At 73.0% G+C, this 11,409-nt stretch carries 13 protein-coding genes; 8 read left to right on the forward strand and 5 right to left on the reverse strand.

Translation table 11 applies throughout. The features are described 5' to 3' along the window. Positions 1-20 precede the first annotated feature (20 nt). Positions 21-323, reverse strand: coding sequence for a hypothetical protein (locus ACZ61E_RS01505; RefSeq protein ID WP_469696598.1), 303 nt, complete (start codon positions 321-323; stop codon positions 21-23). 52 nt (positions 324-375) lie between these two features. Beyond that, positions 376-1,497 carry a LacI family DNA-binding transcriptional regulator gene (locus ACZ61E_RS01510; RefSeq protein ID WP_469696599.1) on the reverse strand — a complete coding sequence of 374 codons (1,122 nt, stop codon included), beginning with the start codon at positions 1,495-1,497 and terminating at the stop codon, positions 376-378. A gap of 102 nt (positions 1,498-1,599) precedes the next feature. On the opposite strand from ACZ61E_RS01510, the gene ACZ61E_RS01515 reads away from it, so the two are divergent. Further along, positions 1,600-2,307, forward strand: coding sequence for an alpha/beta fold hydrolase (locus tag ACZ61E_RS01515; RefSeq protein WP_469696600.1), 708 nt, complete (start codon positions 1,600-1,602; stop codon positions 2,305-2,307). An 86-nt stretch (positions 2,308-2,393) separates the two neighbouring features. After that, entirely contained in the window at positions 2,394-2,867 is a 474-nt protein-coding gene (locus ACZ61E_RS01520) for a type II toxin-antitoxin system PemK/MazF family toxin (protein ID WP_469696602.1), read from the forward strand. On the opposite strand, the gene ACZ61E_RS01525 is transcribed toward ACZ61E_RS01520, so the two are convergent. Continuing rightward, the gene (locus ACZ61E_RS01525) at positions 2,852-3,817 is read right to left on the reverse strand and encodes a TIGR02452 family protein (RefSeq protein ID WP_469696604.1); all 966 of its coding nucleotides are present in this window, start codon (positions 3,815-3,817) and stop codon (positions 2,852-2,854) included. The genes ACZ61E_RS01520 and ACZ61E_RS01525 overlap by 16 nt on opposite strands. Positions 3,818-3,980: 163 nt before the next feature. Between ACZ61E_RS01525 and egtA the strand changes: the two genes are divergently transcribed. The 4 genes from egtA to egtD are packed head-to-tail and all read left to right on the forward strand — an operon-like array spanning position 3,981 to position 8,357. Further along, positions 3,981-5,255, forward strand: a complete 1,275-nt coding sequence (gene egtA, locus ACZ61E_RS01530) for an ergothioneine biosynthesis glutamate--cysteine ligase EgtA (RefSeq protein WP_469696606.1) — start codon at positions 3,981-3,983, stop codon at positions 5,253-5,255. Beyond that, entirely contained in the window at positions 5,252-6,643 is a 1,392-nt protein-coding gene (gene egtB / locus ACZ61E_RS01535) for an ergothioneine biosynthesis protein EgtB (RefSeq protein ID WP_469696607.1), read from the forward strand. The genes egtA and egtB overlap by 4 nt, the downstream gene beginning before the upstream one ends. Further along, positions 6,643-7,398 (forward strand): ergothioneine biosynthesis protein EgtC, encoded by a 756-nt coding sequence (gene egtC / locus ACZ61E_RS01540; protein ID WP_469696609.1) that lies wholly within the window; start codon positions 6,643-6,645, stop codon positions 7,396-7,398. Before egtB ends, egtC begins: the two co-directional genes overlap by 1 nt. Then, positions 7,395-8,357, forward strand: a complete 963-nt coding sequence (egtD, locus tag ACZ61E_RS01545) for an L-histidine N(alpha)-methyltransferase (protein WP_469696611.1) — start codon at positions 7,395-7,397, stop codon at positions 8,355-8,357. The genes egtC and egtD overlap by 4 nt, the downstream gene beginning before the upstream one ends. 193 nt (positions 8,358-8,550) lie before the next feature. On the opposite strand, the gene ACZ61E_RS01550 is transcribed toward egtD, so the two are convergent. Then, positions 8,551-9,792 carry an extracellular solute-binding protein gene (locus ACZ61E_RS01550; protein ID WP_469696613.1) on the reverse strand — a complete coding sequence of 414 codons (1,242 nt, stop codon included), beginning with the start codon at positions 9,790-9,792 and terminating at the stop codon, positions 8,551-8,553. 236 nt (positions 9,793-10,028) lie between these two features. On the opposite strand from ACZ61E_RS01550, the gene ACZ61E_RS01555 reads away from it, so the two are divergent. Continuing rightward, complete coding sequence (locus tag ACZ61E_RS01555; protein WP_469696615.1) at positions 10,029-10,253, forward strand: dodecin; 225 nt, start codon at positions 10,029-10,031, stop codon at positions 10,251-10,253. Between the two features lie 79 nt (positions 10,254-10,332). Here ACZ61E_RS01555 and ACZ61E_RS01560 read toward each other — a convergent pair whose 3' ends face one another. Further along, positions 10,333-10,800 (reverse strand): phosphatase domain-containing protein, encoded by a 468-nt coding sequence (locus tag ACZ61E_RS01560; RefSeq protein WP_469696640.1) that lies wholly within the window; start codon positions 10,798-10,800, stop codon positions 10,333-10,335. Positions 10,801-11,133: 333 nt separating this feature from the next. Here ACZ61E_RS01560 and ACZ61E_RS01565 point away from each other — a divergent pair. Next, the coding region (locus tag ACZ61E_RS01565; RefSeq protein ID WP_469696642.1) for an LLM class flavin-dependent oxidoreductase at positions 11,134-11,409 on the forward strand (276 nt) is incomplete at its 3' end.

Below are 11,409 nucleotides of genomic sequence, written 5' to 3' on the forward strand. Positions count from 1 at the left end.
GGCGGTCAGTTCGCGTGGGGCTAAGCGCCGCCCGGGGTGTCCGGACCGGCGGGGGCGTCGACGACGCGCGCCGACAGCCCGTAGTCCACCTCGTAGCCGTCGATCAGCAGCCCTTCGACGGTACGGGTCTCCGGGTCGATGTCCGCGACCATGCCGCCGCCCTCGTAGTGCGGGTAACCGGACTCACCGGTCTCCCCCGTCGCCTCCACGACGGCGGAGCGCAGGGCGGTCGCCGCGTCCGGCGGGCCCGCGCGGCCGTCGATGTGCTCCGGCACCAGCAGGATCTCGAAGCGCCGCGGATAGGGGTGCCACTGAGTGCTCATGCTGGTGACGCTAGACAACGGCCGGGGGCCGCGCATGTCGTCCGGGCCCGTGTCAGGTCGACTCGCGCCGTACCGCCCGCGCCCCCATCAGATCGTGCCGCTCCGGTTCCCCGCCGGGATCGCGCACCACGCGGTCGACCAGGGCCGCCAGCCGCTGCCCGGTGACGAGGTCGATCCGCACGGTGGATAGCCGGGGCCGCAGCAGCCTGCCGAGCAGCAGGTCGTCGGCGCCGAGCACGGCCGTGTCGCCGGGGACGGTGACACCGGCGTCCTGGAGCGCCCTCATCAGGAGCATCGCGTACTCGTCGTTGTAGGCGTAGACCGCGTCGAGCCCGAGGCCGTCCCAGCGGGCGGCGAGCCGGGCCGCCGACTCCTCGGTGTAGGCCAGCGGCAGCGGTTCGACGCGCGCGCCGGTGGGCGCCTCCGCCGCTGCGGCCCGAGCCCCGGCGAGCCGGGGCTCGGAGAAGAGGTCGAGACCCGGCTCCTCGGGCATCACCACGCCGATCCGGCGGCGTCCGCGCTCCAGCAGGTGTTCAGCGGCGCGAGCGCCGATCTCGCGCTGGTCCATGACCAGCGCGTGCGCGCCCTCGACCCGTCGCGGGCCGAGCGTGATGACGGCTTTCGCGCCGGAGCGCTTGAGTATCTCCACCCCTTGGGAGGTGAGCGCGATCTCGCCGAGGGAGACGACGGCCACGGGGCGCAGTTCGGCCCAGGCGCGCGCGGCCTCGTCACCGTCGAGGCCGAGGCTGCCGTACTGGACGACTGTGTAGTCCAACCGCCGCAGCGCCCAATGGAGTTCGTCGAGGAAGCGGCTGTAGAGGGGGCCGACGGGGACGTGCGCGGTGGGGAGCAGCACAATTCTGGTGTGCCCCGCGCGCAGGCTGCGCGCGGCGGCGTGGGGGACGTACGCCAGTTCCTCGGCGGCCTCGCGGACCTTGCGACGTGTGGGTTCGCTGATCCGTACGGCGGAGGTGTTGTTGAGGACGTACGAGACGGTGGCCCGGGAGACCCCGGCCAGGCGGGCGACATCGGCGCTGGTGGGAACGGGAGGGCCGGTGGTGCGGCGGGGGCGCTCGGCGGGCGGTTCGGACCGCCGAGCGGAGGGCCGCGGGGAGGGCTGTGGGGACGACTGCGGGGAGGACTGTTCAGGTAACTGGCTCATCGCCCTCGGCATCTTTCCAGACGGCTCGCCGGCGGGATCCGCGGCCTGTCGTCCCGCGCGGTCACCTCGGGTGAATCGCGCCTCTCAACTCACCTTTCGCGACAGGGGATTGTCTTGCGACTGCACACACGTACCTGGGGCGAGGGCGACCGGGTCGCCCTCCTGATCCACGGCATCATGGCCGACCACCGGACCTGGCGCCGGGTGGGCCCCGACCTGGCCGCGCGCGGGCTGCGGGTGATCGCCGTGGATCTGCGCGGCCACGGCGCCAGTGGTCAAGGCCCTTACGGGCCGGGGGACTTCGCCGACGACCTGGTGGAGACGCTGCCCGCCGGCGCGGAGGTGGCGATCGGCCACTCGCTGGGCGGACTGGCGCTCTCGCTCGCGGTGGACCGTCTGGCGCCGCGCCGCGCGGTCTACTGCGATCCGGCGTGGCATCTGCCGGGTCCGGCGGCGGGCGCCACCGAGAGCGGGGGACCGGCGATGCTGGCGGCGGCCAAGTCGTTCTCGCGCGAGGAGATATCCGCGCTCAATCCCCGTTGGGAGGACGTGGACGTGGACCTTGAGGTGGCGAGCCTCGCCGTGTGGGACGAGGGGACGGCGTACGGCATCGCCCCGGCCTTCGGCGCCGACCTGCGGCCCGCCCGTCCGGTGGTACCCTCGCTGGTCACGACTGCCGATCCGAGCCCGATGGTCCCGCCCGCCGATGTGACGGAGCTGCGTGCGCGGGGATTCGAGGTCCGTACGGTCACGGGCGCGGGACACACGGCGCACCGTGACGACTTCGACGCGTTCATGGCCTCGCTGGCGGGCTGGGTCTGAGACCGGGACCGGCAGAGCGCGTCCGGGGACGGTGCCGGGGCGCCCCGGCACGCGGGCGGCGGGGCGGACGCTCTACCGTCGGTCGGATGAAGCCCTTCACCGAATCCGGCGCCGCCGGCCACTCCCCCGGCGCCGAACTCCCCGGCCGGAGCGGTCCCTCGGCCACCACCGAGGCCGAACCGCGTGACGTCGGGCCCGTACGTACCTCGTACGCGCCCGACAGGGACGGCGACCCCGATCCCGGCGAGATCGTCTGGACCTGGGTGCCGTACGAGGAGAACGACGGGCGCGGCAAGGACCGGCCGGTGCTGGTGGTGGCCCGCGAACCGGCCGGGACCCTGCTGGCCGTCCAGCTCTCCAGCAAGCGGCACGACCGCGACCACGAGTGGGTGCCGATCGGGGTCGGGCCGTGGGACAGCCGGGGACGCGAGTCGTGGGTCGATCTGGACCGGGTGCTGCGGATCCACGACGCGGGCATGCGGCGTGAGGCGTGCGCGCTGGACCGGGCGCGGTTCGACCGGGTCGTGGAGCGGCTGCGGGAGCGTTACGGCTGGCGCTGAGCCGCCTGGCCGGAACGGGAGCCGGGGGTCCGGGGCGTGCCGTCCTCGCCGCCGGCTCCCGGGGAGACGTCGGCGAACGTCCGGCGGAAGGCGGCCAGCGTGGCCGAATCCGCCGTCCGGTCGAGCACCGCGAAGACGACCTCGTCGAAGTGTCCGGCGAACCGGCCCGCAGCCGCACCGGCACGCGCGGCCACCGGCTCCCCCGCGCCCGTCCCTGCGCCCTCCCCCGACGCCTCGACCAGCAGCGCCCGGAACGCGCCGGCCACGCCCGCCGGGTCGTTGCGGAAGACGCCGCAGCCCCACGCCCCGAGGACCAGCCGCCGGTAGCCGCCCGCCACGGCCACCTCCAGGACCCGTTCGGCGCGGGAGGCGAGCACGGCCGGCACACGGTGGCTCTCCCGGGGGTGGTCGCGGGCGACGATCCCGGCGTTCGGGGCGGGCGAGGTGAGGAAACCGACGGTGAACGGGGCGGCGAGCAGCAGGCCCCGGTCGTCGCGGAACACCGGGACGCCGGGTGAGTGGATCACGCGGTCGCTGTAGAAGGGGCTGCGGTCGGCCCGGTGGTGCGCGTAGTACTCGGGGGCCCGCAGCAGGGTGGCGTAGAGGGCGGAGGCCCGGCAGAGGGCCTCTTCCTGCGCCTGTGCTCCGTTCAGGTAGCCGCCGCCCGGGTTGCGCGCGGAGGCGAAGTTCAGGACGGCCACGGGGCCGCCCGGTTCGGCGGTCATCCGCCGGGCGGCCTGGAGGCTGCTCTCGCCGGTGACCTCGAAGGACGTCGTACGGGAGGTGTCGGGGGTGACCGGCACGGGCTCGGGGCCGTACAGCCGGGTCCCTTCGGTGGCGGCCTCCAGCAACGCGGCGAGCGGCACCCGGCGCCCGTCCCCGGCGTGGTAGCCGCCCGCCTCCACGATCTCCTCGGTGTGCTTCGCGATCCCCCGCAGCCGTGCGCTCATGACAGGCATCGTGCGCCGGGGAACCCGCCCGGAGCAACCATGTTTCCGCCCCGGAGGGGCACTCTTGTGCGGAGCGGCCGTAGTGGCCTTAGGTTGGACAAAGCGCTCCGCCCCGGACCCCGGGGCGGGGGCCGGTCACGGTCTTCGACAGGAGGATCCGACCATGCCGTCGGACGAATTCGCAGCTGAGGGCCCCGCTCTCAACGAGGGCGACGCCGAGGCGCTGCTGCGCGGCATATGTTTCAAGACAGGGCCGCCCCGCATCGTCGGTGTTGAACTGGAATGGCTCGTTCACGATCTGTACGACCCCGAACTCCCCGTTCGGGCCGCGCGTCTCGACAAGGTCTTCGGTGGCCTGCGGGACCTCCCCCTGCGATCGGCGCTGACGTTCGAACCGGGTGGCCAGCTGGAGCTCAGCTCGGCGCCCGCGGCCTCCCTGATGGAGTGTGTCGACTCCACCGCGGCGGACCTCGCCGCCGTACGACGCGCACTGCGTACGGCCGGTCTCACGCTCACCGGCCTCGGACAGGATCCGTGGCACTCACCGGCCAGGCTCCTCCAGGAGCCGCGGTACGACGCGATGGAGACCTACCTCGACCGGATCGGCCCATCGGGCCGCGCCATGATGCGTTCCTCCGCCTCCATCCAGGTCTGCCTCGACGCGGGTACCGAGGAGCCGGGCCCCCTCGGCTACGGCAGGCGCTGGCAGCTCGCCCATCTGCTGGGCGCGGTGCTGGTGGCCGCGTTCGCCAACTCGCCCGTCCAGGCCCGCCGCTCCACCGGCTGGCGGTCCACCCGGCAGGCGCTGTGGACGGACCTCGATCCGGCGCGCACCAAGTCGCCCGACATGCGGCGGGAGCCGCGGCGCGCCTGGGCGGCGTACGCGCTGGACGCGCCGGTGATGTGCGTCCGGACGGCGGACGGCCCCTGGGACGTGCCCGAGGGGCTGACCTTCCGTGAGTGGATCCGGTCGGGTGTGCCGCGCCCACCGGTCCGCGCCGACCTCGACTACCACATCACCACCCTCTTCCCGCCGGTGCGTCCGCGGGGTCATCTGGAGCTGCGGATGATCGACGCCCAGCCGGGCGAGGACGGGTGGATGGTGCCGCTGGCGGTGACCACCGCGCTGTTCGACGACGCCGAGGCCGCCGAGACGGTGTACCGCACCGTCAAATCGCTCGCCGAGACGGCCGGGCCGCTGCCCGCGCCGGGCAATCCGCTCTGGGTCACCGCGGCCCGGGACGGACTGGCCGATCCCGAGCTGCACGCGGCGGCCGTGGAGTGTTTCGCCGCCGCGCGGGAGGCCCTGCCCCGTACTGGTGCCTCCGAGGCCGTACGGGAGGCCGTCGCGGCATTCAACGAGCGGTACGTCGTGCCGGGCCGCTGCCCCGCCGACGACCTGGACGTCCCCGTGACGGGGAAGGAGCTCAGCACATGACCGAGCACGCCGGGACACCGGACGGGACCGCGCACAGGAGCGCCGGGGCGTCCGCCGACGGGATACCGGGCGGCGGGGACGTGGACGCGCTGCGGCGGCGGGCCGTCGACGCGCTGACCACCGCGCGCGAGCGCACCGCGCTCCTCACCTCCTGTGTGGACGAGCCCGAACTGACCGCCCAGCACTCACCGTTGATGTCACCGCTGGTCTGGGACCTGGCCCATATCGGCAATCAGGAGGAGCAGTGGCTGCTCCGTACGGTCGGCGGCCGTGCGGCGGTCCGGCCCGAGATCGACTCCGTGTACGACGCCTTCGAGCACCCCAGGGCGCTGCGTCCGGAACTTCCGCTGCTCGCCCCGGTGGAGGCGCGCGCGTACGCCTCCGACATCCGGGACCGGGTCATGGACATCCTCGGCAGCAGCCCGCTCCGGGGCGGTCCGCTGCTGGACGCCGGATTCGCCTTCGGCATGATCGCGCAGCACGAACAGCAGCACGACGAGACGATGCTGATCACCCATCAGCTGCGGCGGGGTCCGGCCGCGCTCACGGCGCCCGAACCGCCGGCCCCGGATCCGGCCGACCTGGCGGAGCTGCCGGCCGAGATCCTCGTCCCGGCCGGGCACTTCACGATGGGCACCTCGGCCGAGCCGTGGGCGCTGGACAACGAGCGGCCCGCGCACCACCGGCTGGTGCCCGCGTTCCACCTGGACACCGTGCCGGTGACCAACGGCGACTACCTGCGCTTCATCGAGGACGGCGGTTACCGGGACGAGCGCTGGTGGGCCCCGGAGGGCTGGGCGCAGATCCGGGAACACTCCATCGCCGCACCGCTGTTCTGGCGGCGCGAGGCCGGACAGTGGCTGCGCCGCAGGTTCGGGGTGGTCGAGCCGGTCCCCGCCGACGAGCCGGTGCTGCACGTGAGCTGGTACGAGGCGGACGCGTACGCCCGCTGGGCGGGGCGGCGGCTGCCGACGGAGGAGGAGTGGGAGAAGGCGGCCCGTCACGATCCGGCCACCGGTGGCTCCCGGCGCCATCCGTGGGGCGACGAGGACCCGACGCCCGAGCACGCCAACCTCGGCCAGCGCCATCTGCGGCCGGCGCCCGCCGGGAGTTATCCGCTGGGCGCGTCACCGCTGGGCGTACGGCAGTTGATCGGCGACGTGTGGGAGTGGACGTCGAGCGACTTCCTGCCCTATCCGGGCTTCGCGGCCTTCCCCTACCGGGAGTACTCCGAGGTGTTCTTCGGCGGTGCGCACAAGGTGCTGCGCGGTGGTTCGTTCGCCGTGGACCGGGTGGCGTGCCGTGGCACGTTCCGCAACTGGGACCTGCCGGTGCGCCGCCAGATCTTCGCCGGTTTCCGTACCGCGCGCAGCGCCGGTGATGTGTGATGTGCCGTCACATCGCTTACGTGGGAACGCCGCTGGCGCTGCGCGAGGTGCTGGTGAACCCCGAGTACGCGCTGTACCGGCAGTCCTGGGAGCCGCGCAGACAGCGGTACGGGACGGTCAACGCCGACGGTTTCGGCGTCGGTTGGTACGCGGACGGCGACCCCGTGCCCGCGCGTTACCGCCGTGCCGGGCCCATCTGGGCTGATCAGAGCGTGGTCGACCTGGCGAGGGCGGTCCGCAGCGGTGCGGTGCTCGCGGCCGTGCGGGACGCCACCGAGTCCGGCGCGGACGGTGAGGCCGCTGCGGCGCCGTTCGCCTCCGGTCCCTGGCTGTTCAGCCACAACGGCGCGGTGCGCGGCTGGCCTTCGAGCCTGGCGCCACCGGCCGCCTCGCTGTCCTCCGCCGAACTGCTGGCGCTGGACGCGCGCACGGACTCCGCGCTCGTGTGGGCGCTGGTGCTGCACCGGCTGCGGGAGGGTGACCCGATGGGCCAGGCCCTGTCCGACACGGTCCTGGAGGTGGCCGGGGCGGCGCCCGGCTCCCGGCTGAATCTGCTGCTCACCGACGGTGCGACGATCACCGCGACCGCCTGGGGCGACACCCTCTGGTATCTCACCGAGCCCGGCCGGGGCACCGTCGTCGCCTCCGAGCCGTACGACGACGACCCGCGCTGGCGCGAGGTCCCCGACCACACCCTGCTGGCGGCGACCCGCGCCGACGTCCTGCTCACCCCCCTCAAGGAGCCACCCGCGTGAGCCCGTACCTGCTGACCCGCACCCTGCCCGAGGACACCACCGACGCGGCGCTGCGCGCCGACGTGCTGCACGGGCTGACCCGCAGCCCGAAGTCCCTGCCCCCCAAGTGGTTCTACGACGCCAGGGGAAGTGAGCTGTTCGAGGAGATCACCGCGCTCGACGAGTACTACCCGACCCGCGCCGAGCGCGAGATCCTGCTCGCCCGCGCGCCCGAGATCGCCGCGGCGACCGGGGCCCGCACCCTGGTCGAGCTGGGCTCGGGATCCTCGGAGAAGACCCGGCACCTGCTCGACGCGCTGCCGCTGCTGCGCGGCTACGTACCGGTGGACGTGAGCGAGAGCGCGCTGCGGGGTGCCGCGGACGCGCTGCTCGCCGAGCGGCCGGACCTGCGGGTGCACGGGCTGATCGCCGACTTCACCAAGGACATGGAGCTGCCGGCGATGCCGAGGCCGCTGCTGATCGCGTTCCTCGGCGGGACGATCGGCAATCTGCTGCCCGGGGAGCGCGCCGAGTTCCTCACGGCCGTGCGCACGCTGCTCGCGCCCGGTGACGCGCTGCTTCTGGGCACGGATCTGGTGAAGGAGGAATCCGTACTGGTCAGGGCCTATGACGACGCGTCAGGGGTGACGGCCGCCTTCAACAAGAACGTCCTGGCCGTCGTCGACCGCGAGCTGGGCGCCGACTTCGACCCGGCGGACTTCGACCATGTGGCCCGCTGGGACGGGGAACAGCAGTGGATCGAGATGCGGCTGAGGGCACGGCGGGCCCTGACCGTGAAGATCCCCGAACTGGATCTGGTGGTCACCTTCGAGGCGGGTGAGGAGCTGCGTACGGAGGTGTCGGCGAAGTTCACTCAGGACCGTGTCCGCACCGAACTGTCAGGGGCGGGAATGGAGTTGACGCACTGGTGGACCGATGAGGCCGGCCGGTTCGCGCTGTCGCTGGCGACGGCGGTCTGAGCGGCGCGGGCCGGCGAGCGGCGGTCCGCGTGACGCGCGGCGGGGATCAGGGGCAGCACCTCGATCTCCGCCGTGAGCCCGCGGGCGAGGACGATCCGCCACAGTGAGACGGCGAGCGGGTCGTCGCCGACGAAGGCGGCGGGACCCAGCGGCCGGTAGTCGGCCGGTGCACCCGCGCCCGTCGCCGCGCGGGCTACCGCAGCGCCGCCGCGATCTTCGCGTCCGCCGCCGCGGCGGCGGCGTTCGGGTCCTCACCTTGGAGAACGGCCGTCATGTACGGCTTGATCGGGTTGTCCAGCTCGACGTTGGCCCACTTCGGCGAGTTGGGCGTCGCGCGCCCCTCCGCCGCGCCGGCCGCCATCGCGGCCGTTGCCTCCTGGCCCTCGATGACGTCCGCGAGCGTCGTCTTGTTCGGCACGTAGCTCATCGTCTTGGCCAGATCCGTCTGCCACTTCTCGCCCGCGAGCGCCTTGACCACCTCGACCGCCGCCGACCGGTGCGAGGAGTTCTTGGGGACGATGAGGTCGGAGCCGCCGGTGAAGACCGCGCCGGGTGCGTCGGCGGTCTTGCCGGGGACCGGGAAGAAGCCGAGCTTGCCCTTGAGGTCCGGGTTCTTCTCCTCGATCTGGACGGCGGAGTTGGGGGTGTCGATGATCTGCGCGATGTCGCCCTTCGCGAACTCGGCCTCCTGCTCCGGCTTGACCTCGTCGGAGTCCTTCGGACCGTCGCCGAGCGCCTGGAGCTGCTTGTAGAACTTCATGCCCCTGATCGACTCGGGGGTGTCGAGCCTGCCCTCCCACTGGCCGCCCGACTCGACGGCCAGTTCGCCGCCCTCGTCCCAGATGAAACCGGAGAGGGTGTACCAGTCCTGGCCGGCGAGATAGATGCCCTGCCCGCCCCCCTCGTCGAGCTGCGCCGTGATGTCCAGCCACTCGGCGCGGGTCTGGGGCGGTTCCTCGATACCGGCCTCCGCGAAGAGGTCCTTGTTGTAGATGACGACGCGGTTGGCGGCGTACCACGGTATGCCGAACTGCGAGCCGTTGATGCTGCCGGGCTCGGCGAGACCCGGCAGCCAGTCCTCGCTGCCCAGGTCCCGTACGGACTCCAGCGTGAGGTCCCGCAGGCCGTTGCTCTCCGCGTACTGCGCGACCTGGGTGTTGCCGACCTCGATGATGTCCGGCGAGTCGTCGGACTCCAGCGCGGCCATCACCTTCTTGCCGATCCCGGTCCACTCCTGGATCTCGACCTCCAGCTCGACCGAGGGGTTCTCCTTCTCGTACGCCTCGGTGAACCGGTCCAGGTACGCGGCCGAGACGCTGTCCTTCATGAGCCAGATGGTGATGACCTTCTCGTCGCCGCCGGGGAGCATCCCGCATCCCACGAGTGCGAGTGCGGACGCGAACACGGCGGAACCGACAAGGAAGCGGTTTTTCACGTAGGTCACCTTCTGGCATGCGGCAGATAAGAGTGAAACCCGACGTGGGGGGAGCAACTGGCGCTCGCACGGGCATTGGCGCGATTTTGGTATGGACCAGGTGGCCGGTCAAGCCCCGTGCCCACGCCATGGGCGGCCGGCGCGGACTCCGCGGCGCCCCGTCCTGCCGCGCGCACCGCCGCGCGGTGGGGCACGGTGGAGTGAGACCGCGACCGGCGCGGAGAGGAGATCGGCCCATGAGCAACCACACCTACCGGGTCACCGAGATCTACGGCACCTCCGAGGCGGGCGTCGACGAGGCGATCCGCAACGGAATCGGCCGGGCGTCCCAGACCCTGCGCGGGCTCGACTGGTTCGAGGTGACGCAGGTCCGCGGCCATATCGTCGACGGGCGGATCGAGCACTACCAGGTCGGGCTGAAGGTCGGCTTCCGCCTGGAGGACGGCGAGACGGCGGGCTGAGCCCGGTACCGAACCGCTCCGAGGTACGACTCCGAGGTGTGACACGCACCCGCCGCGCGCCTACGCGGCGGTCCCGGTCTCAGGTGCGCCCCTCGCGCTCCTGCCCGTCCTTCAGCGCCTGGGACGTACTCGCCCAGCGGGCACGTACGACCCGGAACCCGGCGCGCTCGACGGCGTCGCACACCAGTTCGTCGTCGTCCACGAGGACCCGTACCTCGCGCTTCGCGGCCAGCGCGCGCAGCCGCTCCACCTTGGTGGTGCGGGCGGGCCTGCGGTCGTCGTTGCGGCGCATGAACACCTGGCCGTCCGGCAGTCCGTTCGCCCGCAGCCAGGTCAGTGTGTCGGCGCGGCAGCGCTCGGGACGTCCGGTCAGATACACGACCTCGCACTCCTCGGCGCTTTCGAGGACGAGTGCCACTCCCTCGGCGAGCGGCGTGTCCTGGCCCGCCGCGTCGAAGAAGCCGTTCCAGTCCTTGGGCCTGCGCTCCAGGAAGTGCTGGCGGTGCGCGGTCTCGGCGAGCGTCCCGTCCAGATCGAACACGGCCAGCGGCCTGCCGGCGCCCGCCGCAGGCCTGTTGCCGGCGGTGCGCCCGTTGCCCGCGGTACCCCGCTTGCCCGCCGTACGCCCGCCGCCCGTCCCGCGCCCGTTCTCCGTCACGCGCCCAGCCTAAGGGCTGTCCCGTAATCCCCGGCGGGCGCGCGACGACGGCTACGGCGCCTCGCCGCGTTGTCGGATCGCCCGAACACGCCCAGTACGAGGACGACCATCCGCCTTGCGACGCACCGCATCCGACGCCGCACACTGATCCACCGGGGATGACGGGACAGCCCTTAGAGAACGGACCGGGAATCCTGGCGCCGGGTCGCTGTTGGAAAAGACGTGACCTCAGTGATCGCGAACACCCCGTTCTCCGTACTCGACCGGTCCCGCACCCGCGAGGGCCGGGACGCCCCCGAGGCGCTGCGCGACACCGTGGACCTCGCGCGGCGGCTGGAAGCGCTCGGCTACCACCGGTTCTGGGTCTCCGAGCACCACGGCGTGCCGGGTGTCGCGGGTTCCGCGCCCACGGTCCTGGGGGGGGGGGGGGGGGGGGGGGGGGGGGAAGGGGAGGGGGGGGGGGGGGGGGGGGGGGGGGGGGGGGGGAGAGGAGGCGAT

It is taken from the genome of Streptomyces sp. NPDC104581, assembly GCF_055583685.1.

Coding starts and splice junctions, on each gene's coding strand:
- egtC (WP_469696609.1), top strand. CDS start 6,643: ATGTGCCGTCACATCGCTTACGTGGGAACGCCGCTGGCGCTGCGCGAG.
- ACZ61E_RS01505 (WP_469696598.1), bottom strand. CDS start 323: ATGAGCACTCAGTGGCACCCCTATCCGCGGCGCTTCGAGATCCTGCTG.
- ACZ61E_RS01510 (WP_469696599.1), bottom strand. CDS start 1,497: ATGCCGAGGGCGATGAGCCAGTTACCTGAACAGTCCTCCCCGCAGTCG.
- ACZ61E_RS01555 (WP_469696615.1), top strand. CDS start 10,029: ATGAGCAACCACACCTACCGGGTCACCGAGATCTACGGCACCTCCGAG.
- ACZ61E_RS01525 (WP_469696604.1), bottom strand. CDS start 3,817: ATGAGCGCACGGCTGCGGGGGATCGCGAAGCACACCGAGGAGATCGTG.
- ACZ61E_RS01520 (WP_469696602.1), top strand. CDS start 2,394: ATGAAGCCCTTCACCGAATCCGGCGCCGCCGGCCACTCCCCCGGCGCC.
- egtB (WP_469696607.1), top strand. CDS start 5,252: ATGACCGAGCACGCCGGGACACCGGACGGGACCGCGCACAGGAGCGCC.
- egtA (WP_469696606.1), top strand. CDS start 3,981: ATGCCGTCGGACGAATTCGCAGCTGAGGGCCCCGCTCTCAACGAGGGC.